Source organism: Mycobacterium hippophais (genome assembly GCF_027529605.1).
Taxonomy (GTDB): Bacteria; Actinomycetota; Actinomycetes; order Mycobacteriales; family Mycobacteriaceae; genus Mycobacterium; species Mycobacterium arseniciresistens.
This window is the reverse complement of sequence record NZ_JAPZPY010000011.1, coordinates 89,964-112,025: the sequence shown is the minus strand read 5'-3', so window position 1 is coordinate 112,025 and position 22,062 is coordinate 89,964. Positions and strand designations below refer to the sequence as shown.

Sequence of the window (22,062 nt, the reverse complement as noted above, 5' to 3'; positions counted from 1 at the left end):
CCCGACTAACCATGGCGACATTCCTGTATCGAGTGGGGGGCTTCGCGTACCGGCGCCGGCTGCTGGTGATCGGGCTGTGGGTGGGGCTGCTGCTGGCCGCGCTGGCGGGCACCACACTGGCCCAGCCCTTCCAGAAGGACTTCTCGTTGCCGGGTTCGGCGTCACAGCAGGCGAGCGACCTGATGGACCAGAAGTTCCCGGCGCAGCGCGACATCGACGAGATGGCCCAGGCGAAGGTGGTGCTCAAGGCACTCGACGGCGCCACGCTCGACCGCCCGGAGACGGTCGCCGCGGTCGACCGGCTCGTCGGGGAACTGCGCGGACTGCCGCACGTGCTGGGCCAGGCCGTGGTCAACCCGCTGACCTCCCCCGCGGGTGCGATGAGCGTCAGCAAGGACCGCACCATCGCCTACCTCGACGTGAACTACGACCAGAAGTTCGTCGACGTGTCCAAGGACCAGATCGACGCGCTGGAGTCGGCGATGGCCGGGGCCCGTGACGGCGGGCTGACCGTCGAGGCCACCGGCACCCTGTACAACGGGCAGACCCCACAGCAGGGTCCGTCCGAGGCGATCGGGTTCGCCGTCGCTCTGGTGGTGATGGTGATCGCGTTCGCCTCGGTGGTGGCCGCGACCCTGCCCATCATCACCGCGCTGTTCGGCGTCGGCATCTCCATCGCCCTGATCACCGGCGCGACGTCGCTGGTGGACATGGACTCCTCGGCGCTGATGCTGTCGTCGATGCTCGGCATCGCCGTGTCGATCGACTACTCGCTGTTCATCGTGTCGCGCTACCGCAACGAACTCCGCGTCACCGACGACCGCGCGCACGCCACCGGCCGGGCCGTGGGCACCGCGGGGTCATCGGTGGTGTTCGCCGGCCTGACCGTCGTCATCGCGCTCGTCGGCCTCACCGTCGTCGGCATCCCGATGATCTCGATGATGGGCCTCACCGCGGCACTGGCGGTGGTGATGGCCGTCCTCGCGGCGGTGACGCTGCTGCCCGCCTTCCTCGGACTGTTCGGCCACCGCACCTTCGCGGGCCGCATCAAGCGGCTGCGCCAGGGCGACGAACCGGACACCGCACCGACCAACGGGTTGCGGTGGGCCAAACTGATTGCCGCACATCCTATTCCGGCTATCGTCGCGGTGGTGCTCGCGCTCGGCGTGATCGCGCTGCCCACCACCAAGCTGCAACTCGGCATGGACGTGGCCGCCACCGGCGACCAGAAGAACGCCGTCAAGCTGCTCGACCAGGGCTTCGGCGAGGGGCTGACCGGGCCGCTGATCGTGGTCGCCGACGGGGCGGGGTCCTCAGCGGCCCCCGCCGGCTACAAGGCGCTGGCCGACCAGATCCGGGCGCTGCCCGACGTGCAGATGGTCACGCCGCCGCAACTCAACCCCGACGGCACCGGCGCGCTGATCAGCGTCATCCCGGCCAGCGGGCCGAGCAGTCCGCAGACCCAGGCCCTCGTCGACTCGATCCGCGGCCTCGAGCAGGGGATCACCGACGCCACCGGTGTGACGTTCGGCGTCACCGGGCAGACCGCGATCCTGTCGGACCTGTCCGAATCGATGACCGAGGCGCTGGTGCCCTACCTGGCGCTGGTGGTCGGGTTGGCATTCCTGGTGCTGACGCTGGTGTTCCGCTCCCTGCTCGTACCACTCACCGCCACATTGGGTTTCGTGCTCTCGATCGGTGCGACGTTCGGCGCCACCGTCGCGGTGTTCCAGGAGGGCTGGTTCGGGCTGGCGTCCGACCCCGGGCCGATCATCAGCTTCCTGCCGATCTTCCTGATCGGCATCGTGTTCGGCCTGGCGATGGACTACCAGGTGTTCCTGGTGACGCGGATGCGCGAGAAGTTCGTCACCGGCGAGACCGACCGCACCGCAACCGAGGCCGTCATCACCGGATTCCAGCGCAGTGCGCGCGTCGTCACCTGCGCAGCCATCATCATGATTTCGGTGTTCGCGGCGTTCATCCTGTCGCCGGACTCGGTCGCCACGTCGATGGGCTTCGCGCTGGCCGTCGCCGTGGTCTTCGACGCGTTCGTGGTGCGGATGGTCTTCATCCCCGCGGTGATGTCGCTGCTCGGGGAGAGGGCCTGGTACCTGCCGCGCTGGCTGGACCGGCTGCTGCCCGACGTCGACGTCGAGGGCGACAAGTTGCGCAGCGCCGACGACACCGAATCCCGCGAGCAGGTGCCTGCCTAGAGATCGGGCCAGTCGCCGGTGAAGTGTTCGGCGACCAGCCGGCCTGCCAGCGGGTAGTCGCGCAACGCCGACGTCATCAGCGCCCCGAGTTCGGCGATCGCGCTGGGGTCGGCACCCCGGGTGTGCAGCAGGTCGGCGATCCACGCCGAGGTCTCGGCGACCGGGCGCGGATCGCCGGTCAGCAGGGCGGCCGCCACCGCGTGCAGCGCCTGGTGCAGGGCGTCGCCTGCGACCTCGAGCACCCGGCTGTCGGCGCCCACCTCGCGGGTCGGTGACCAGCGGTCGCGCAGCATCGCGATCAGCCGGCGGTGGTCGAGATCCAGTGCCGACTGCTCGGCGACGGCGTCGGCGGGCAACGGGGTCGCCGGCGGCACCACGGCGGGCAGTCCGGCCAGCACCGCCACGGCGCCGTGGGCGTCCGGCGCCCACGCCGTCGCCCCGAGCGCGGTGGCCCGCACGTCGTCGTAGCCGAACGCAGGCCCGCCGACCACGACGGGCACCCCCGCGCCGGTGCCCGCCTCGATGAACCGCCGCGTCGTCGGCAGCGAAGCCAGCACCGAGCAGCTCACCGCGATCGCGTCCGGCCCGAGGTCCTGCAGGTGCTGGCTGAGCCGCAACGGCGTCGTGGCCGCGCCGAGCAGCGTGCTGTCCCAGCCGTTGGCGCGCAACGCACAGGCGATGATCATCGCGGGCAGCGCGTGCCACTCCCGCTCCGCGCACGCCACCAGCACGCGGCCGTGCGTGACCGGCACCTGCCTGACGTGCCCGGCCACCGCCGTCGTCGCCGCGACGGCGATCGCGGTGGCGGCGTGCTCCTCGGCGACCGTCCACTCGCCGCGCTGCCAGCGGGACCCGACGGTGCGCTGCGCGGTGGCGACCACGTCGGTGAGCACCGCCACCGGATCGGCGCCCTCGGCCAGCAGGCGTGTCACCAGCGTCGTCGCGGCCACCGCGTCGTTGGCCGACAGGGCGTCCTCGTAACCGTTCAGTGCGTCCGTCAGGACGGCGGTGTTCACCTCCCGCACGTCACCGCGAGCAGCGCGATGTCGTCGTGCGGGCCGCCGTCGACGAATTCGATGACGTCCTGCTCGATGGCCTCACAGACCACATCGGGCGCGGCGCCGGCGTATGCGGGCAGCAGGGCGGTCAGCCGGTCGACGCCGTAGAAGCCGTCGGCGCCGCGGGCCTCGTCGACCCCGTCCGTGAACATCAGCAGGGTGTCGCCGCGCTCCAGGCGCAGCGTCGCGGTGCGGTACTTCGCCTGCGGCGCCAGCCTGATCGCGGTGCCGAAGATCTCCACCTGCTCGACGACGCCACCGGCGCGCAGCACGATCGGCGCCGGGTGGCCCGCCACCGCGATCTCGAGGTCGGCCCCGCCGTCGGCGGACGTCCTGACGCGTGCGCACGCCACGGTGACGAACTGGTCGGAGCCCGGATCCCACAGCACATGGTTCACGGCGCCGAGCACCACGGCGGGCCGCGGGTCGAAATACGCTGCGGTGCGCAGACTCTGGCGGGTCTGACCGGTCAGCGCGGCGGCCTCGACGCCCTTGCCGCAGACGTCACCGAGCGCGAGCAGCCAGTCGCCGTCGGCCCCGAACACGTCGTAGAAGTCCCCGCCGATCTCGAGATGCTCGGCCGAGGGCCGGTACCGCGCCGCCAGCCGCATGTCACCCACCTCTGGCAGTGCGGGCGGCCGCAGGCTGCGCTGGAGAATCGACGCCACCCGCGCCCGCTCCTCGTAGAGCCGGGCCGAGTCCAGCGCGACCGCCGCGCGGGAGGCGACCCGCTCGGCGAAAGCCACCTCCTCGCCGTCGAATCCGCGGCCCTGGCCGCGGGTCATCATCAGCACGCCGACCGTCGCTCCGCGGGCGGTCAACCCGAGCAACAGCACGTCGGCCGGTCGCAGGGCGTCCACCTGTTCACGCAGCCGGGGATGCCGGATGATGCCGAACATCCCGTGCTCGGCGGAGCCGGTCGCGTCCGCCCCGGTCCCGAAGTGCAGGAGCTCGCGGTGGCCGGTGCGCAGCACCCGGTCCGCGGCAAGGCCGTCGATCACCGACCGGGACACCACCTCGGTGAATGCCACGTCGTCGCCGCCGTGCACCTCGAGTCCGCCGGTGCGGTTGTCGGGCATCACCAGTGCGGCCCAGTCGGCGATCGCAGGGCGGATGAGGCTGAGCACCCGCAGCACCGTCCTGCGGTAGTTGAGCGAACCGGCGAGATCGACCTCGATGGAGTCCATCAGCCCGCGACGCTGCGCCATCCGGTTACTCGCCATCGCCTTTCACCGTAGCCGCACTCGCCCGCCTGATCACTCCACGAGCAGATCGGTCGGATACGCTGTGATCCGTCGTCTGACGGGCCGCGGGTCCGGTGGCGACGATCCCCGGGTTCAGCCTGAAGCCTCCTGTGAAGTTGTGTGCGTCGTCGACGGCGCCGAGACGAGGTGGGCTGTGACGGCTGAAGACCATCGCGAGCAATGGCTCGGCAGCGTCGTCGTCGTGCGCGCGTCGGGCGCGATCGACATGCTGACGGCACCGGCGCTCACGGAGAAGGTGCGGGCGGTCGTAGCGCAGGCGCCCACCGCGGTGATCATCGATCTGACCGACGTCGAGTTCCTCGCCTCCGCCGGGATGCAGGTACTGGTCAACACCCACAACGAGGTCACGCCCGCGATCCGGTTCGCCGTCGTCGCCGACGGTCCGGCGACCAGCAGACCACTCAAGATCACCGGCCTGACCGATCTGATCACGCTGTTCTCGACACTGGACGACGCCATGGATCACGTCGCATCGTGACCTGCCGCGGGGAGTGACTCCGCGGGGAAGCGGGTAGCCAACGAAGATCATGGCTTTCGCAGACTCACTGACCGACACCGCCGACACCGCCTTCGTCCGGACCGCCGCCGCCGACGCCGGTGCGGTGAGCAGCCTGAGGGAGGAATTCTCCCGCTGGCTGCGCAACGGTTTCCGGCTCGACGCGGTCCGCTACAGCGACATCGTGCTCGCGGTGAACGAGGCCATGGCCAACGCCGCGGAGTTCGCCTACCGGGACGGCGGGCGGGACCGGACGTTCTGCCTGCAGGCCCGTCGTGATGGACCGGGCGTCCTGGCCGTCACCGTCGCCGACCGCGGGACGTGGCGGGAGGCCGCACCCGCCTCGAAGGCTTCCGCGCGGGGCCGCGGCATCCCGCTGATGCGGGCACTCGCCGACCGGTTCGCCATCGACCCGTCGCCACAGGGCACCCGCGTGTATCTGGGATTCGACGGGTGCGCCGCCACCTTGCGCCCGGTCGCGTCGGCCTGACGGAAATTTTTTCCACCAGAGGTTTGGTTGCCCATTGCAGTGGGAAAGAGACGCCCACTGCGTCCCCAGCTGATGGAGTCACGCCGTGACGATCGCATACCTGCACGGTCAGGCACCCGTGTGCCGGCCGCCGATCGCATCGCGGGTCACGGCTGTCGGCAGTACCCGCGGGCGCGGAGCGTCGCGGCGCACCACCGTGAGGGTGTGCGGCGAGGTGGACGCCGCCAATGCCAAGGATTTCGCGGTGGCGGTGTACGAGGCGATACCCGCGGCCGCCCGCTCCGTCACGCTGGACCTCACCGGCCTTGACTTCATCGCTGTGGACGGCATCGCCGCCCTGCACGCGGTCAACGCCCACCTGACCCGCAGTGACGCCACGTGGCACGTGCTGCCCAGCCGCGCGGTGAGCCGCGTCCTCGACCTGTGCGACCCGGTGGGCCTGATCCCGCGGTCGATGCCCGAACGGGCCCGCGGCGCGACCGCCTGAACCGTTGACCGCCCTGCCTGCGGGCTGTTAGTCATACACGGGACGCATTGTTGAGCGATCGCTCAGTGCAGGCAGGGAGCCACGATGACCACCGCCGCCGCGGTCTACTACGACCCCTACTCGATCGACATCGTCAACGATCCCTACCCGACCTACGCGCGGCTGCGCGAGGAGGCGCCGCTCTACTACAACGAGCGCTACGACTTCTGGGCGATCTCCCGGCACGCCGACGTCGAGGACGCGCTGTCGAACTGGGAGACGTTCTCGAACTCCCGCAGCGACATCCTCGAACTCGTCCAGTCCGACTTCGACATGCCCGAGGGCGTGATGATGTTCGAGGACCCGCCCGTGCACAGCATGCTGCGCGGCCTGATGTCGCGGGTGTTCACGCCGCGCCGGATGGCCGAGATCGAGGACCAGATCCGCCGGTTCTGCATCGGCTGCCTCGACCCGCACGTCGGCACCGACGGCTTCGACATCATCGCCGAGCTCGCCGCCATGATGCCGATGCGGGTGATCGGCATGCTGCTGGGAATCCCCGAGTCCGAACAGGTCTCGGTGCGCGACGCCAACGACGCCAACCTGCGCACCCAGCGCGGCGCGCCGATGAAGGTGGTCGCCGCCGACAGGATCGCCGACGGCCGGATCTACGCCGACTACGTCGAGTGGCGCTCGCACAACCCCTCCGACGACCTGATGACGGCGCTGCTCAACGTGGAGTTCACCGACGCCGACGGCGTCACCCGCAAGCTCACCCGCAGGGAGGTGCTGCACTACACGCAGGTGGTCGCCGGTGCGGGCAACGAGACCACCGGCAGGCTGATCGGCTGGCTGGCGAAGGTGCTCGCCGAACACCCCGACCAGCGCCGCCGGGTCGCCGAGGACCGCTCGCTGCTCAACCGCGCGATCGACGAGACGCTGCGGTTCGAGCCGACCGGCCCGCACGTCGCGCGCTACCTGGCCCGCGACCACGAGCTGTACGGCACGACGGTGCCCGCGGGCAGCGCCATCCTGCTGCTGTTCGGCGCCGCCAACCGCGACCCGCGTCGCTACCGCGACCCCGACACGTTCGACATCGGCCGCGACAACATCAGCCACCTGACCTTCGGCAAGGGAGTGCACTACTGCCTCGGCGCGAATCTCGCCCGCCTGGAAGGCCGGATCGCGCTCGACGAGCTGCTCAACCGGTGGCCGGAGTGGGGCATCGACTACGACAGCATGGAGCTCGCGCCGACATCCACGGTCCGGGGCTGGGAGCGGTTGCGGATCGTGGTGTCCTAGACCGATGACGACGACTCCCGAGGACTTCCTCGCCCTCACCCACGCCAAGGGCCGCTACTGCTACACCCTGGACACCCGCGACTGGGCCGGGTTCGGCGACCTGATGACCGACGACATGGAACTCGACGTCAGCGACGGCGGCACCGGCGTGCCGGTCATCACCGGACGCGACGCCGCCGTCGACATGATCCGGTCCTCGCTCACCAACGCCCGCTCCGCCCACCAGGTGCACACGCCACTCATCGAGGTCGACGGCGACGAGGCCACCGTCGTATGGGCCATGCAGGACCGGGTGGTGTGGGAGAACGGTCCCGCACTCACCGGTTACGGGCACTACCACGAGCGCTGGGTCCGCCAGGACGGCGCGTGGAGGATCAAGGCGCTGCGACTGACCCGGCTGATCATGGAGTTCACCACCCCCGGGTCCTGACGGCCGCGCGCGCATCGCGTCCGCCGACCGGGACAATGGCGTAGGTGAAGTTCGATCTGCTCACCCCCGGCATCGAAGTCGGCCTGGTGACCACGAATCCCGACCCCATGGTGGCGTTCTACGAAGGCTTCCTCGAACTGGAGTTCCAGGGGGAGCTCGAGTTCCCCGGCGGCAGCCAGCGGCGCTACACGCTGGGCAACGGCGTGCTCAAGCTGGTGACGTACCGCCCGCCGCCGCCGCAACCCGCGGCGCCGGGCGGCGGGCGGGCCCAGGCCGGCGTCCGGTACGTCACGATCGGGGTGCAGAACCTGCGCGCCGTCGCCGAGGAGTTCGCCGCGTCGCCGTACGACATCGTCGAACCGCTGACCGAGTTCGCGCCGGTGCCGGGGATGGGCTGGATGTTCGTCGCCGACCCCGACGGCAACTGGATCGAACTGTTCGGGACGCTGTAACCATGGCCTACCCGTATCCGCAGCAGTCGCCGGCCGAGACGCCGACCTGCTACCGCCATCCCGACCGCCAGACCTACGTGCGGTGCAACCGCTGCGGGCGGTACATCTGCGGTGAGTGCATGCGCTCCGCGGCGGTGGGCCATCAGTGCGTCGAGTGTGTGAACGCGGGCGCCAGGATGGTGCGGCCGGTCCGCACCCCGTTCGGCGGCCGCGCCGGCGCCACCAAGCCGATGGTCCCCTACGTGCTCATCGCGGTCAACGTGCTGGCATTCGTGCTGCAGACCGCCATGCCCGAACTCGAGCGCGAACTCGTGCTGTGGGCCCCCGGCGTCGCGTCCGGCGAATGGTGGCGGCTGGTGACGTCGGCGTTCCTGCACTACGGCATCACGCATCTGCTGTTCAACATGCTGGCGCTCTACTTCGTGGGACCCCAGCTGGAAGCGGCGCTGGGCCGGCTGCGCTTCGGCGCGCTCTACGGGCTGAGCGCACTCGGCGGCTCGGTGCTCGTCTACCTGCTCTCGCCGCTGAACACCGGCACCGCGGGCGCATCCGGCGCGGTGTTCGGCCTGTTCGGCGCGACGTTCGTGGTGGCGAAGCGGCTCAACATGGACATCCGCGGGATCGCGGCGATCATCGTGCTGAACCTCGTGTTCACGTTCGTCTATCCGCTGATCAGTTCGCAGGGCATCAGCTGGCAGGGCCACATCGGCGGGCTGGTCACCGGTGCGGCGGTGGCCGCCGCGTACGCCTACGCCCCCCGCGAGCGGCGCAACCTGATCCAGGCCGGGGTGACGGCAGCGGTGCTGGTGGTGCTGGCGGCGCTCATCTGGTGGCGCACCGGTGAACTGCTCGACCTGTTCGGCGGCCCGGTGCGCTAGGACCGCAGCTGCGGCAGCACGTCGCGCTGCCAGGACTCGAAGAAGCCGTCGACGTCCGGGCCGATCTGCTGGACGAAGACCTCGTCGACCCCGGCGTCGAGGTACTCGCGCACCTGCGCGGCGTGCTTGTCGGGATCCGGACCGCATGTCACCGACTCGGCGACCTTCTCCCGCGGCACCAGAGCGCCGGCGTCGGCGAAGTCGCCGGGGCGCGGGAGTGTCTGGGCGAGCTGGCCGGGCAGGCTCTCGTTCGGCCACAGCCGGTGCGCGGCGTCGAGGCCCTTCTCCGCGTCGCGGTCCCAGCTGACCTTGGTGCCCGCCTGCACCGGCTTGTCGCCGCCACCGGAGTCGCGGAACGTCTTGATCAGCTCGGCGTCCGCCATCGTGGTGGCGAAGCCGTCGCCGATGCGGCCGGCCAGCTCGGCGGCCTGCGGGCCGAAGCCCGAGACGTAGATGGGCACCGGCTGCTCGGGCAGCGTGTAGATGCGGGCCTCCTGCACCTCGTAGTGCAGGCCGTGGTGGCTGATCTCCTTGCCACCGTGCAGCAGCCGGATCACGTCGACGGCCTCCTCGAGCATCTCCAGCCGCACCCCGACCGACGGCCAGTGGTCGCCGAGCACATGCTCGTTGAGCGCCTCGCCGCTGCCGACCCCCAGCACGAACCGGCCGTCCAGCTGGACGGCGGCGGTGGCGGCGGCCTGCGCGATGATCGCGGGATGGATGCGCATGGTCGGGCAGGTGACGCCGGTCGCGACGGGCAGCGACGTCACCTGTGACAGCGCGCCGATCACTCCCCACACGAACGGGCTCTGGCCCTGTTCGTCGTTCCACGGGTGGAAGTGGTCCGAGATCCACAGGGACTCGAAGCCCGCGGCCTCCGCACGCTTGGCCTGGTCCACCAGTTCGGCAGGGGTGTACTGCTCACACGAGAGGAAGTATCCGATCTTCGCCATGGCGCGGGGGGTACCCGCCGCGGCCGCGGCTACCCCTGATCCCGCCCTGTGTGCGCTATCCGTTGTGCTGCGTCGGGCTCTGCGGGGACTCCCACTTGCTCTCCAGCGAGCGGGCGACAACCGTGCCCGCCGGATACTCCTGCTGGAAGGTCTCGCCGTCGGTGTCCTGGAACGTGACGGTGAAGACGGTCCCCTGCGGCGTCTCGTCGGCGCTCTTGAACACCACCTGGTACGGCCGTGAACCGGACCCGCGGTCGACGTCGACGACGTCGCCCTCGGCCACGTCGTCGATCGGATCGTTGGCAACGTTGGACATGGCCCCGACGGTAGCCGACGGCTCGGGGCATGCACGCTCAGGTCATACAGACATTGGAGAACAGCAGCACCGGCCAGGACGCGATCGAGCCCAGGAACGAGATCGCCAGGTCGGCGCCCTCCATGCCGCGCAGGTGCTCGGTGTGGGTGCTCGACCAGATGACGCCGACGATCAGGTACGGCGTGCCGAGCAGCAGTGCGATGCCGATCAACTCGGCGATGCTGAGCTTGTAGGCCAGCAGCTGACGAAGCTTGGTCTCCATCGGTGTCCCCTCCATCCACTCCACCGGAATGTTAACGGGCGTTCGTAACTCTCGGGGCGGATCGCTGCGATGAGAACCGCTGTTGTCAGTCGAATACCGCGCAGGAGCGATGTCGATGTGTACGGCTGTTTTCGTGAGAATGTGTTCCCGTGCGCGCCGCCGGTGTGGCACGCTGGCGGACATGGCAGTGCCGGGGGAGAGCCAGCCGACAGTCGAGGACCGCGTGTTCACCAGCAGCGACACCCGCATCACCATCAGGCGCCGCACCGCGCGCTGGTCCGACGAACCCGTCACCGTGGCCGACGCGATGGATTTCTGGTCGTTCGCCGCGGGCGCGGCCAACGTCATCATGCAACTCTCCTCGCCGGGGGTCGGCTACGGCGTGGTGGAGAGCAAGGTGGACTCCGGCAACCTGCTCAAGCATCCGTGGAAGCGGGCCAGGACGACGTTCCAGTACCTCGCGGTCGCGATCCTCGGCACCGAGGCCGACCGGGCGGCGATGCGGGAGGCCGTCAACGGCGCCCACCGCCACGTCAAGTCCGAGCCGGGCAGTGCGGTGCGCTACAACGCCTTCGACCGCGACCTGCAGATGTGGGTCGCTGCATGTCTTTTCGTCGGGCTCGAGGACACCTACCAGCTGCTGCGCGGTGAGATGACCCCCGAGCAGTCCGAGCAGTTCTACCGCTCGGCGTGGACGCTCGGCACCACCCTTCAGGTCACCGAGGACCAATGGCCGCCCAGCCGAGCCGGTTTCGACGAGTACTGGAACACCGCGTGCGCACGCGTGGCCGTCGACGACACGGTGCGCGCCTACCTCGAGGACCTGATCGACCTGCAGATGATCCGCGCGCCGCTGCGGGTGACGTCACGGCGCCTGCTGAGGTTCCTCACCATCGGCTTCCTGGCCCCCGTGTTCCGCGACGCCATGGGTGTGCGGTGGAGTGACGCCGAGCAGCGATGGTTCGAAAGGCTCTTCCGGACAGTCGCTCTGGTCAACAGGTTCCTTCCGCCGTTCATCCGGCAGGGCGGCAGCCTGGTGCTGCTCGCCGACGTCCGCCGCCGCATCCGCCGCCACCGCCCGCTGATCTGACCGTGGACACGCTGCGCCGCCTGCTCGCCCGCGAGTTGACCGTCGCGGGATGGCTCGAGCTGGGCATGTGGCTCGCGATCCCGTATCTCGCGATCGGCATCGGGTTCACCTTCTTCCAGCCGGAGTTCGCCCGGCTCGCCGAGCTGCGACTGCAGGCCACGCTGCCCGCGGGCGCCAATCTGGTGGCCTTCGGCGAGTCGGTGCTCTACTGGCCGGTGCTGCTGCTCGCGCCCGAGGTGTGCGCGGCGGTCTAGCATTCGCCACGCCCGGCGCGGGATCATGGCCCGATGGCCGACAGTGCGACCGATCAGGCGATCGACGAGCTGTACCGGGCGGCGCCCGAGGAGTTCACCGCGCTGCGGACAGAGCTGGCCAAGAAGGCCAAACAGGGCGGTGACGCCGAAGGGGCCAAGGCGATCTCGGCGTCGCGCAAGCCGACCACCTCGGCGTGGGTGGTCAACCGGCTGATCCACGACGACCCCGAGGTCAGGTCGCGGCTGGCCGATCTGGGGGAGCGGCTGCGCAGCGCGCACTCCACGATGGATGGTGAGCGCATCCGGCAGTTCTCCGGCGAGCAGCGCCGTCTCGTCGTGGAGCTGACCCGCACCGCGTTCCGGGTCGCGGGCATCGCCGACCCGTCGGCGGCGCTGCGCGATGACGTCACCGACACCCTGCAGGCGGCCGTGGCGGACCCCGACGTCACCGCCCGGCTCGGCCGGCTGGCCAAGGCCGAGCAGTGGTCGGGGTTCGGCGAGTTCGGCGAGATCTCGCAGGTCTCCACGACGGCGCGCGGCAGCAGGGCCACGCCGAAGGCCACCCCCGCGCCTGCGCCTGCACCCGACAACAGCGCCGACCGGGACGGCGCCGACCGGGAGAAGGCCGACCGGGACCGCGCCGAGCAGGAGCGGCGGGAGCGGGCGCGGGCCGTGCTCGCGGCCGCCGAGCGGGCCAAGGCCGACGCCGACGAGGTGATCGCCGAGCGGCAGAGCGACCTGGCCACCGCGCGACTCAAGCGCGACGACGCGCGCAACCGGCTGGCCAGGGCGGAGGAGGCGCTCGAAGAGGCCGAGCAGGCCTACGCCGCCGCCAAGCAGGCCGGCCGCGACGCGGGCGCCGTGGTGAAGGAGGCCAAGAAGGGCCTCACCCGCGGCTGACCACCGTCCATGTGTCCCGGGTCATGTCCGCGGGAGCCACGTGGGCTTGGCGACAAACGATAGCCGACTCCCATATCGGGAGCCTACTCTCACTTACATGTCGACACTTCTGCACCGGCTGGGCCGCTACGCCTTCGCCCGGCCCTGGCACGTCATCGGCGTGTGGCTGGCGCTGATCGCCGTCGTGGCAGGCATTCTCGCGGTCAACCCGCCCAAGGTCTCCAACGAGATGCGCATCAACGGCACGCCCGCCCAGCAGGTCATCGACCAGCTGGCCGAGCGGATGCCGGAGGCGTCCGGCGGGCAGGGCCTGATCGCGTTCGCCGCGCCGGCAGGCACCCGCATCGACGACCCGGCGCACCGCGACGCCGTACTGGCCGCCGTCGACGCCATCGCGCACAGCGACCACGTGCTGGACCCGAACGAGATCGCCAGGGCCGAACTGGCCAAGGGCCCGGCCGGCCCGACGCTCGCCGCGTCGGCGGCCATCGCGCAGGCGCAGGTGCACGCGCCGGCGCCGGAGAACGCCCCGAAGCCGATGCTGGTCGACGGCCGACCGGTGCCCGGCGTGGTGGTCTCGGCCGACGGCGCCGCCGCGCTCTACCAGTTCTCGTTCGACAAGCAGACCGCCGAGCTGCCGACCGGCACCATCGAGCACACCGTCGACGCCGCCCGGGACGCGTTGGGACAGAACGGCATCGAGGTGCTGCCATCGGCGAGCATGCTGCAGATGCCCGAGATCATCGGTGTCGGCGAGGTCATCGGCGTGATGGTGGCCGCACTCGTCCTGGTGATCACGCTCGGCTCCCTGGTGGCCGCCGGGCTGCCGCTGGTGACCGCGCTGACCGCCGTCGCGATCGGGGTGGGCGGCACCTTCCTGTTCTCGCACCTGGTGAACATGCAGTCGATGACGGCCGTGCTGGCGTTGATGCTCGGCCTCGCCGTCGGCATCGACTACGCCATGTTCATCGTCAACCGGCAGCGCCGCCTCATCCTCGACCGTGGCCTGTCGGCGGCCGACGCCGCGGCGCGGGCCATCGGCACTGCGGGCAGCGCGGTGGTCTTCGCGGGCACCACGGTCGTCATCGCGCTGGTGGCGCTGACCGTGGTCGGTATCTCGCTGCTGACGCCGATGGCGCTGGCCGCCGCGGCGACGGTGGTGGTCGCCGTCGCCTCCGCGATCACCCTGCTGCCTGCGCTGCTCGGCCTGGTCGGCGAGCGGATCTGCTCGGCGAAGGCCCGCGACGAGGCCGCGGCGTCCGACAGCGACACCGGAAATCACCGGTTCGCCTCGGCGTGGGTGGGAGCGGTGCTGCGGCACCGTGTGCCGGTCGCGATCGCCGGCGTCGTCGTCACCGGCCTGCTCGCGTTGCCCGCACTGAACATGTCACTCGGCCTGCCCGACGGTGGCAGCTACAACGAGGGCACCCCGCAGCGGGCGAGCTACGACCTGGTCGGCGAGCATTACGGCGCGGGCTTCAACGGGCCCCTGGTGGTGATCGCCGAACCGGCCGCGAGCGGGGCGCTCACCACGGCCGACCTCGTCGACACCTACAACGACCTGCGCCGGATGCCCGGCGTGGAGTCGGTCAGCCTGGGCACCGTCAGCGACACCGCCGACACCGCCGTGTTCTCGGTGGTGCCCACCGCGGGCCCAACGGATGACGCGACCGCCCAGCTGGTGCGCGACATCCGGGCGCACGCCGGACCGCTGTCGGAACTGCGCGACGTCGACCTCGGTGTCACCGGTGTGACCGCGATGGGCATCGACACCACCGACCGGCTGGCCGAGGCGATCCCGCTGTACATCGCCGTCGTCGTCGGCCTGTCCCTGCTGGTGCTGCTGGTGGTGTTCCGCTCGATCGCGGTGCCCGTCAAGGCGACGGTGGGCTTCCTGCTCAGCGTGATCGCGACGTTCGGCGCCACCACCGCGCTGTTCCAGTGGGGCTGGTTCCAGCAGTTCATCGGGCTGAGCGCCACCGGGCCGATCCTGAGCCTGCTGCCGATCATCGTCATCGGCGTGTTGTACGGCCTGGCAATGGATTACGAGGTGTTCCTGGTCTCGTCGATGAAGGAGGCCCACGTGCACGGCCACCGCGGCGACGATGCGGTCACCCACGGGTTCGCCCAGGCCAGCCGGGTGGTCGCGGCGGCCGCGGTGATCATGATGGCGGTGTTCGCCGGCTTTGTGTTCAACGCCGACCCGATGATCAAGCAGATGGGCTTCGCGCTGGCGTTCGGCGTGCTGATCGACGCGTTCGTGGTGCGGATGACCGTGGTGCCTGCGGTGATGTCGATGCTGGGCGACCGCGCCTGGTGGCTGCCTCGGCGGCTGGCCGGCTTCCTGCCCGACCTCGACATCGAGGGCGACAAGCTGAACCGCCGCCTGGCCCGCAACGCAGGCGAGGACGCGCCGGTCCGGGTGTAGCCGGGCACCGGCGAGCAGGACTCTGCCACCATCACGGGATGCGCCGGATACTCGCAGCTTTGGCCGCTCTGACGATCACCATCGCCGGCGCCCCGTCGGCGGTTGCGGGCGGCCCGACGGCGGGCACCGCGACGATCACGCTGACGTTCATCCGGCACGCGCAGTCCGAGGGCAACGCCTCCGGCCTGATCGACACCTCGACGCCCGGCCCGGGCCTGACCGGACTCGGCCGCGAGCAGGCGGCGGCCGCGGCGGCGCATCTGAGCGGCAACGGCTACGACGCCGTCTTCGCCTCGACGATGGTCCGCACGCAGCAGACGGCCCAGCCGATGTCGGCGGCGCTCGGCGAAGCCGTCACGGTGCTGCCCGGCCTGCGTGAGGTGGAGGCGGGGAAGTACGAGGGCCTACCCGAGGCCGATGCGGCGGACTATTTCTCGGCGCCGCAGCGCTGGCTGACCGGCGACCGGTCGGCCCGCATCCCCGGATCGATGGACGGCAACGAGTTCGACGCCCGCTTCGACGACGCGGTGCGCCAGATCCAGGACAGCGGCGCCCGGCATCCCGTCGCGTTCTCGCACGGGGCGGCGATCATGTTGTGGGTGATGATGAACGTCGACGACCCGGACCCGTCGCTGTTGCGCAGCGAGCCGCTGCAGAACACCGGCCGGGTGGTGCTCACCGGCAGCCCGCAGCAGGGCTGGACGCTCACGGAATGGCAGGGCGCACCGGCCTGACCGCCGAGTGACCCACGCCACACCCCGCGAGGTTGCTGGTCCGCCCCACGTCATCTTCTCCGTCGGCCACCTGCGCGTTAGGGTTGGCCCAAGCATCCGACGATCGGGAGCACACATGAAGATCCGGCTGTTGCCATACGTCAACCTCGAGGTGGACGACCGCCTGCGCCAGGGGATCCGCCGGCGCGGCGAGCGACTTCGGCTGAACGTGCGGGCCTACCTGCTCAGCGCCGCCGACGACGTCGACACCGCCGGCGACCGGGTCCGCGGCCTCTGCGACAAGGCGGTGACCCGCGTCGACTCGGTGGTGGCCGGCGTCAACGACCGGATCGCGCCGTCGGCGCCCCGGCCGCATCTGCGCCCGGTCGCCGATCGCGAAGCCAGCTAGTACCACGTCAGCGGACCGACTCGATCCGGTCGGCGACCATCGCCGTCCAGTCCGCGACGTACTCCTCGTCCGGGGTGTCGGCCTGCGGCGCGTGGAACACCAGCCGGGTGGCCCGCTTGCCGAGCAGCGCGTTGACGGCGACCACGGCGATCCGCCGGGCGGCGGGCTCGTCGAGGGCCGGCGCGCAGCCCCGGATCCAGCCCGCGAGTTCGCTGTAGAGGCCGTCGATCAGTGCCGCGTACGCCTCGTCGACGCCGGCGGACTGCTCGGCCGGAGTGCGCGCGGCGACCTGCAGGAACTGGCTCTCACGGTCCAGCACGTTCATCAGATACCGGCACAGCAGCGTGAGTTCGGTGCGCAGGTCGCCCTGCCCGGCGAATACCGCGCTGATGTCGGCCATCGCGCGCCGGCGATCGAGTTGCCGGTCGATCCCGGCCCGCAGCAGCGCTTCCTTGGACTTGAAGTGGTTGTAGAGCGCCCCGCACCCGGGCACGAGTCCGGCGGCCTTCTCGATCTGGGTGATGCTCGTCGCCCGGTAGCCCTGCTCGCCGAACAACCGCATGGCCTCGGTGACCAGACGCTCCTTGGTCGACTGCTCCACCATTGACGACTCCATAAGTGACCTATTATGTTCTGTACTAGGTCACTGTATCAGGGCCTGTCAGGGGGATGTCATGGCCGACACCGACCGCCCGGTTCCCCGGGGCCGGATGCGCCGCACGATGCCGGTGGCCGGCTTCACCGCCAGGGCCGCGGGTGGCCGGATGGTGGCCGCGCTGCGGGAGCGGGCCGGTGACGCGACCGCTGTCGAGCGCTTCCATGAACGCACCGCCGAGCGCTACGCCGACCTCCTCGGCCACTCCAAGGGGGTGCTGATGAAGGCGGGCCAGTTGATGTCGATGGTCGACGCGCAGGCCGTCGGCGGCGGGGAACTGTCGCCCTATCAGCGGGCGCTCACCCGCCTGCAGGCCGACGCGCCGCCGATGGACCCCGCGCTGGCCAGGTCGGTGCTCGAGGCCGACCTCGGTCGGTCGAGGAAGTGTTCGCCGAGTTCTCACCCGACCCCATGGCGGCGGCCTCCATCGGGCAGGTGCACCGCGCGGTGCTGCCCGACGGCAGGAAGGTCGCCGTGAAGATCCAGTATCCCGGTGTCGCCCAGGCAATCCGGGACGATTTGTCGAACACCGAGCTGCTCTCCACCGTCTTCCGCTTCGCCGCGGGGGCCGCGGGCGCCATGGGCGCCGCGATGCCCGACATCGAGAGTGCCGCCGACGAGATCGCCGCGCGGATCGGTGAGGAGGTCGACTACCGGCGCGAGGCCGCGAACATCGCCGCGTTCGGCGACCTGTACCGCAGGCATCCGTTCATCAGGATCCCCGAGGTGGTCCCGTCCGCCTCGGGCGACCGGGTGCTGACCATGACGTACATGGACGGAATGGACTGGGCCGCAGCGCAGGAGGCCGACCAGGAGCTGAAGAACTGCTGGGCCGAGGTGATCGCCCGGTTCGCCACCGGCTCCTACCGGCACTCCAACCTCTTCCACGCCGACCCGCATCCCGGTAACTACCGCTTCAACGCCGACGGGACGGTCGGCTTCGTCGACTTCGGCTGCGTCAAGGTGCTCACCGAGCAGCAGCGCCGCCTCATCGTCGGCGTGGTGCGGGCCACCATCGACGGCCGCAGGGACGACCTGCGCGGCCTCATGGTCGAAAGTGGTTTCTTCACCGAGGAATCCACGCTCAGTGCCGACGACGCCTACGGGTGGTTCGCGGAGATCCTCTACGAACTGCTGGCCGACCAACCGGTCATGTACACCGAGCAGGCGTCCGCACGGGCGGTGAACTCGATGATCGACGTGCGCGCGGCGGACCACCCGATGCGCCGGATGTCGGTGCCGCCCGACTTCGTGTTCTTCTCGAGGCTCAACCTGTCGATGAACGCGATCTTCACCGCGCTGCGCGCGTCCTTCCACGCCAGGGCGCAGCTCGACGACCAGGACGGCGTGGCGCCGCCGGTGAGTGAACTCGGCCGCAGGCACGACGCCTGGGTCCGCGACCGCGGCCTGCCCTACGGAACGGACGACCATGACCACCACTGATGCGGGAGGCCTCACCGGCGCCCGGCTGCCCTGGGACGCGGCGGATCCCTACCCGTTCTACGAGGCCCGGCGCGCCGAGGGCGACGTCGTCTGGGACGACACGGCGCAGGCCTGGCTGGTGCTCGGCTTCGAGGTGAGCCGGCAGGTGCTCGGCGGGCCCGGCTGGAGCAGCGACCCGATGGCCGGCCAGGTCGCGCGCGCGTCGATGGACGCCTTCGCCGCGGAGTTCACCAAGAGCTCGATGCTGTTCGCCGACGGGCCCGACCACCAGCGGCTGCGCGATTCGGTGCGCGACGTGTTCACCCGGTCCTACGTCACGGGGCTCACGGCGGGAGTCGAGGGGATCGCGGCCGCGGTGGTCGGCCACCACCCCGCCGGTGCCGAGCTCGACCTGATGTCCGACATCGCGCTGCCGCTCCCGCTCGCCGTGATCGGCGAATGGCTCGACCTGGGCCCGGAGACCCTGCAGCTGGTCCGCGACATGTCGCCGGTGATCATCCGCACGCTGGGCACGCTCGCCGATCCCGCCGAGATCAGCGCGGGCGCAACGGCTTCGGCCACGCTGATGTCGGAGTTCCTGCCCCTGGTCGCCGACCGGCGGACGCATCAGGGCGACGACCTGCTGAGCTTCATCGCCGCGGATCACGCGTTGCTGCTCGAGGAGGTCGCGATGACGGCGATCCTCGTCGCGGTCGCCGGCCACGAGACCACCGCCAACCTGCTGGGCACCGGTCTGGTGCGGTTGCTGACCCCCGGCGCCGACGGCACCCGACCCGCCGACGCGATCGACCCGGCGGACCCGGCGCTGGTGACCGAGCTGTTGCGGCTCGACGGCCCGGTGCAGTCGACCGTGCGGGCGGCCACCACCGACCACCGGCTGGGCGGCGCCCACATCAGGGCCGGCGAAAGCGTGCTGGTGGTGATCGCCGCGGCCAACCGGGATCCCGCCGTGTTCGAGGATCCGGCCGGCTTCCGGCTCGACCGCACCGGCCCGTCGCCGCTGTCGTTCGGATACGGCGCGCACTACTGCCTCGGCGCCGCGCTGGCACAGCTCGAGCTGACGGTCGCGCTGCGCGAGGTGCTCGGACGTGAGCCGGTGCTGACCGGCCCGGTCCGGTGGCGTGACACCGCGGCCATCCGGGGACCCGCCGCGCTGCCCGCCACCTTCCGCGCGGACTGACCCCGCGCCCGCGGAGCCCCCGCGCCGCACTCCGCCTACGGTGGTGGGTGCTGCCCGCCGACGGCGGCAGGACCGGAAGGGGTGCGCGGCTTGGTGGGCCATGGTTTGGCGGTGCTCTTCGCACTGCTCGCAGCGGTGTTCATGGCGGTCGGGATCGTCGTGCGGCAGCGCGCCACGATGGACGTGCCACCGGAGAAGGGCGTCAGCACCCTGATGTTGATGACGCTGGTGCGTCGCCCGCTGTGGTGGGCAGGCACCGGGTCCGCCGTCGCCGGGTTCGTGTTCCAGGCGCTGGCACTCGGCTACGGGTCGCTGATCCTGGTGCAACCGATCCTGGTGTCCGCCCTGCTGTTCGCGCTTCCGCTGAGCGCACGGCTGGCAGGCCGGCGGGTCAGCCGCGCCGAATGGCTGTGGGCGGTGCTGCTGACCGCTGCGCTGACGGTGTTCGTGGCGCTGGCCAAGGCCAAGGCGGGCGACTACGACGTCTCGGTCCCGGTGACCGTGGGGGTGGCGGTGGTGTGCGGCGCGGCGGTGCTGGGCTGCATCGCCATCGCGGTCCGCGCCGTCGACTGGCGGCGCGCGGTGCTGCTGGCCGTCGCGGTCGGCGTGCTCTTCGGTGTGGTGGCGGTGCTCACCAAGATCGTCATGCACAACATCACCGAGGGCAGGGTGGAATCGGTGCTGACCACGCCCGCGCTGTACCTCGTCATCCTGCTCGGTGTGGGCGCGACGCTGTTGCAGCAGTCGGCCTTCCACGCGGGCTCGCTGCAGACCTCGGTGCCGACGATGCTCGTGCTCGAACCGGCGGTCGCCGTCGTACTTGGCTCGGTGCTGCTCGGCGAACACCTGTCGATCACCGGATGGGAGCCCGCCGCCCTGGTCGTCGCGATCGCCGCGATGGTGGCGGCCACCATCGCCCTCGGCCGCGAGGAAGGCGCCTACGAAGCCGAACTCGAGGCCGTGGTGCGCCAGCCGTAGCGGGTCCGCTACGGGTTGATCGTGTTCTCGCCGATCTGGCGTCCCCACACGTACTCGATGGCGATGGGCTGGCCGAGTTCGATGTGGTTGTACGGGGCGAGTGAGGCGCCGGTGTCCATCACCAGGTACGGCGCGGGGAACAGGTCGCGGGTGACCTTCTGCCAGCAGCCGGGACGGCCCTCGGGGCCGCCCTTGGCGTTCACCCGCGGCAGGTTGTCGGGGTACACCCACGGGTTGGCCGCGCCGACGAGCGTGTTGTGCAGGTTCACCGAATAGCCGTTGCCGCCGTTGAACTCGGTGAACTTGGGCTCGTTGTCGTGCCAGTTGCGGATGGTGCAGTACAGCGCGGGGCTGTACTCGTCGAGCGTCGCCGAGGTGCGGATCAGGTCCTCGGACCCGCGAACCAGGTACGGGCCGCCGCGCTCGAGCACGTCGCCGCCGGTGTTGCCGAATCCGACCGCGGCCATCAGCGCCGCATCGAGGTTGCCGCGCTCCTGGTTCAGGGTGCGCGCGGTGGTCACCGCGTTCTCCAGCCCGTCGAATAGGTCGGGCGCCGCGTCGGCGTAGACCTCACCGAGGTCGGCCAACCCTTGGACGTCGCGGCGGAGCTGGGGCATCTGCGGGTTCACGTCGGCCAGGATCTCGTTGCCGTTGACCACCGACTGGCCGAACCGGTCACCGAGGCCGTCGAGCGCCTCGGCCGCCGCGGTCAGCGTCTGGTTCAGCTTGATCGGGTCGACCTGCTGGGCGACCTCGACCACCGTTTCGAACAGCGTGTTGAACTCGGTGGTCACGCCGGTCACGTCGACCACCTCGGCCGGGTTCAGCCGCTGCGGCACCGGGTTCTCCGGCGTCGAGAACGACACGAACTTGTTGCCGAACACCGTGGAGGCCTTGATGTCGACGTCCACATTGGCCGGGATGAGCGACATGTACTCCGGATCGATGTCGAGCAGCAGCCTGGCCCGCGGTTCGTTGCCGACGCTCTCCGGCTCGACCTCGGCCACCCGCCCGATCTGCACGCCGTTGTAGGTGACCTTGGAACCCGGGTCGGTGTTGAGGCCGGCGCGGTCGGCCATCAGGGTGAGCCGCGTCTGCGGGGTGAAGGCCCCCCGGAACTGCAGCCACACCACGGCCAGGACCACCACCATGATCAAGATGGTGATCACGCTCGCCGTCTTCACGGGCGGATCCCACCGCCAATGCCGGAACCGTTCTTGCAGACCGGTACCCACAGGTGCTCCCTCCCCGGATGGTCGTCACCTCGGCCGTCAGCATATATAAGTTAATGACGATTCCAACAGTTAAAGTGGCCTAACTTTTTCAACCCACGTCCGTCCGCCGCAAGTCAGTGCGGCGCACATCACGCGGCGGCGCCACTGCGATGCAGGTCACTCGCCCGCGGCGGCGGCTCAATGCATAGACTGACTA

Annotated in this window: 23 protein-coding genes and 1 pseudogene; 17 read left to right on the top strand and 7 right to left on the bottom strand. The window is 70.5% G+C overall.

What is annotated here, in order from left to right:
* The first annotated feature begins 11 nt into the window (after window positions 1–11).
* Window positions 12–2,213, top strand: coding sequence for an MMPL family transporter (locus O6P37_RS21450; RefSeq protein WP_269895982.1), 2,202 nt, complete (start codon window positions 12–14; stop codon window positions 2,211–2,213).
* On the opposite strand, the gene O6P37_RS21445 is transcribed toward O6P37_RS21450, so the two are convergent.
* Together O6P37_RS21445 and O6P37_RS21440 are read right to left on the bottom strand one after the other, a co-directional pair.
* Window positions 2,210–3,229, bottom strand: a complete 1,020-nt coding sequence (locus tag O6P37_RS21445) for a cobalamin B12-binding domain-containing protein (protein ID WP_269895981.1) — start codon at window positions 3,227–3,229, stop codon at window positions 2,210–2,212. The genes O6P37_RS21450 and O6P37_RS21445 overlap by 4 nt on opposite strands.
* Window positions 3,226–4,494: a PP2C family protein-serine/threonine phosphatase gene (locus tag O6P37_RS21440; protein ID WP_269895980.1), complete on the bottom strand. Its 1,269-nt coding sequence runs from the start codon at window positions 4,492–4,494 to the stop codon at window positions 3,226–3,228. Before O6P37_RS21440 ends, O6P37_RS21445 begins: the two co-directional genes overlap by 4 nt.
* A 175-nt stretch (window positions 4,495–4,669) precedes the next feature.
* Between O6P37_RS21440 and O6P37_RS21435 the strand changes: the two genes are divergently transcribed.
* The 7 genes from O6P37_RS21435 to O6P37_RS21405 all read left to right on the top strand — a co-directional run bounded on the left by O6P37_RS21435 (window position 4,670) and on the right by O6P37_RS21405 (window position 9,050).
* Window positions 4,670–5,014, top strand: a complete 345-nt coding sequence (locus O6P37_RS21435) for an STAS domain-containing protein (protein WP_269895979.1) — start codon at window positions 4,670–4,672, stop codon at window positions 5,012–5,014.
* Window positions 5,015–5,063: 49 nt separating this feature from the next.
* Window positions 5,064–5,522 carry an ATP-binding protein gene (locus tag O6P37_RS21430; RefSeq protein ID WP_269895978.1) on the top strand — a complete coding sequence of 153 codons (459 nt, stop codon included), beginning with the start codon at window positions 5,064–5,066 and terminating at the stop codon, window positions 5,520–5,522.
* An 85-nt stretch (window positions 5,523–5,607) separates the two neighbouring features.
* Window positions 5,608–6,009: an STAS domain-containing protein gene (locus tag O6P37_RS21425; RefSeq protein ID WP_269895977.1), complete on the top strand. Its 402-nt coding sequence runs from the start codon at window positions 5,608–5,610 to the stop codon at window positions 6,007–6,009.
* A gap of 84 nt (window positions 6,010–6,093) precedes the next feature.
* Window positions 6,094–7,290: a cytochrome P450 gene (locus O6P37_RS21420; RefSeq protein ID WP_269895976.1), complete on the top strand. Its 1,197-nt coding sequence runs from the start codon at window positions 6,094–6,096 to the stop codon at window positions 7,288–7,290.
* Window positions 7,291–7,294: 4 nt separating this feature from the next.
* Window positions 7,295–7,720, top strand: a complete 426-nt coding sequence (locus O6P37_RS21415) for a nuclear transport factor 2 family protein (protein ID WP_269895975.1) — start codon at window positions 7,295–7,297, stop codon at window positions 7,718–7,720.
* Between the two features lie 44 nt (window positions 7,721–7,764).
* Window positions 7,765–8,172 carry a VOC family protein gene (locus tag O6P37_RS21410; protein ID WP_269895974.1) on the top strand — a complete coding sequence of 136 codons (408 nt, stop codon included), beginning with the start codon at window positions 7,765–7,767 and terminating at the stop codon, window positions 8,170–8,172.
* Window positions 8,173–8,174: 2 nt separating this feature from the next.
* Window positions 8,175–9,050 (top strand): rhomboid family intramembrane serine protease, encoded by an 876-nt coding sequence (locus O6P37_RS21405; protein ID WP_269895973.1) that lies wholly within the window; start codon window positions 8,175–8,177, stop codon window positions 9,048–9,050.
* Here O6P37_RS21405 and O6P37_RS21400 read toward each other — a convergent pair.
* From O6P37_RS21400 to O6P37_RS21390, 3 genes are read right to left on the bottom strand one after another with little or no spacing between them, the layout of a single operon-like run.
* Window positions 9,047–10,003: a TIGR03557 family F420-dependent LLM class oxidoreductase gene (locus O6P37_RS21400; RefSeq protein WP_269895972.1), complete on the bottom strand. Its 957-nt coding sequence runs from the start codon at window positions 10,001–10,003 to the stop codon at window positions 9,047–9,049. The two genes, O6P37_RS21405 and O6P37_RS21400, sit on opposite strands and share 4 nt — an antisense overlap.
* A 55-nt stretch (window positions 10,004–10,058) precedes the next feature.
* Window positions 10,059–10,319, bottom strand: coding sequence for a hypothetical protein (locus O6P37_RS21395; protein WP_264011629.1), 261 nt, complete (start codon window positions 10,317–10,319; stop codon window positions 10,059–10,061).
* Between the two features lie 37 nt (window positions 10,320–10,356).
* The gene (locus tag O6P37_RS21390; protein WP_264011630.1) at window positions 10,357–10,581 is read right to left on the bottom strand and encodes a hypothetical protein; all 225 of its coding nucleotides are present in this window, start codon (window positions 10,579–10,581) and stop codon (window positions 10,357–10,359) included.
* Window positions 10,582–10,762: 181 nt separating this feature from the next.
* Between O6P37_RS21390 and O6P37_RS21385 the strand changes: the two genes are divergently transcribed.
* From O6P37_RS21385 to O6P37_RS21360, 6 genes are all read left to right on the top strand, one after another.
* Entirely contained in the window at window positions 10,763–11,671 is a 909-nt protein-coding gene (locus O6P37_RS21385) for an oxygenase MpaB family protein (RefSeq protein ID WP_269895971.1), read from the top strand.
* 2 nt (window positions 11,672–11,673) lie between these two features.
* Window positions 11,674–11,925 (top strand): hypothetical protein, encoded by a 252-nt coding sequence (locus O6P37_RS21380; RefSeq protein WP_264011632.1) that lies wholly within the window; start codon window positions 11,674–11,676, stop codon window positions 11,923–11,925.
* Between the two features lie 33 nt (window positions 11,926–11,958).
* Window positions 11,959–12,825 carry a hypothetical protein gene (locus tag O6P37_RS21375; RefSeq protein ID WP_269895970.1) on the top strand — a complete coding sequence of 289 codons (867 nt, stop codon included), beginning with the start codon at window positions 11,959–11,961 and terminating at the stop codon, window positions 12,823–12,825.
* A gap of 97 nt (window positions 12,826–12,922) precedes the next feature.
* Window positions 12,923–15,253: an MMPL family transporter gene (locus O6P37_RS21370; RefSeq protein ID WP_269895969.1), complete on the top strand. Its 2,331-nt coding sequence runs from the start codon at window positions 12,923–12,925 to the stop codon at window positions 15,251–15,253.
* 38 nt (window positions 15,254–15,291) lie between these two features.
* Window positions 15,292–15,987, top strand: coding sequence for a histidine phosphatase family protein (locus tag O6P37_RS21365; protein WP_269895968.1), 696 nt, complete (start codon window positions 15,292–15,294; stop codon window positions 15,985–15,987).
* A gap of 115 nt (window positions 15,988–16,102) precedes the next feature.
* On the top strand, window positions 16,103–16,375 hold the full coding sequence (locus O6P37_RS21360; protein WP_264013791.1) for a hypothetical protein: 273 nt from the start codon (window positions 16,103–16,105) through the stop codon (window positions 16,373–16,375).
* Window positions 16,376–16,382: 7 nt separating this feature from the next.
* Here the strand turns inward: O6P37_RS21360 and O6P37_RS21355 are convergent, their stop codons facing one another.
* Complete coding sequence (locus tag O6P37_RS21355; RefSeq protein ID WP_264013790.1) at window positions 16,383–16,979, bottom strand: TetR/AcrR family transcriptional regulator; 597 nt, start codon at window positions 16,977–16,979, stop codon at window positions 16,383–16,385.
* A 70-nt stretch (window positions 16,980–17,049) separates the two neighbouring features.
* Here O6P37_RS21355 and O6P37_RS21350 point away from each other — a divergent pair.
* The 3 genes and pseudogenes from O6P37_RS21350 (at window position 17,050) to O6P37_RS21340 (ending at window position 20,631) form a co-directional block, all read left to right on the top strand.
* Window positions 17,050–18,473, top strand: a pseudogene (locus O6P37_RS21350) (ABC1 kinase family protein).
* Window positions 18,460–19,653: a cytochrome P450 gene (locus O6P37_RS21345; RefSeq protein ID WP_269895967.1), complete on the top strand. Its 1,194-nt coding sequence runs from the start codon at window positions 18,460–18,462 to the stop codon at window positions 19,651–19,653. The pseudogene O6P37_RS21350 and the gene O6P37_RS21345 overlap by 14 nt, the downstream one beginning before the upstream one ends.
* Before the next feature lie 90 nt (window positions 19,654–19,743).
* Entirely contained in the window at window positions 19,744–20,631 is an 888-nt protein-coding gene (locus tag O6P37_RS21340) for a DMT family transporter (protein ID WP_269895966.1), read from the top strand.
* An 8-nt stretch (window positions 20,632–20,639) separates the two neighbouring features.
* Here the strand turns inward: O6P37_RS21340 and O6P37_RS21335 are convergent, their stop codons facing one another.
* Window positions 20,640–21,854 (bottom strand): MCE family protein, encoded by a 1,215-nt coding sequence (locus tag O6P37_RS21335; RefSeq protein WP_408633225.1) that lies wholly within the window; start codon window positions 21,852–21,854, stop codon window positions 20,640–20,642.
* Window positions 21,855–22,062 lie beyond the last annotated feature (208 nt).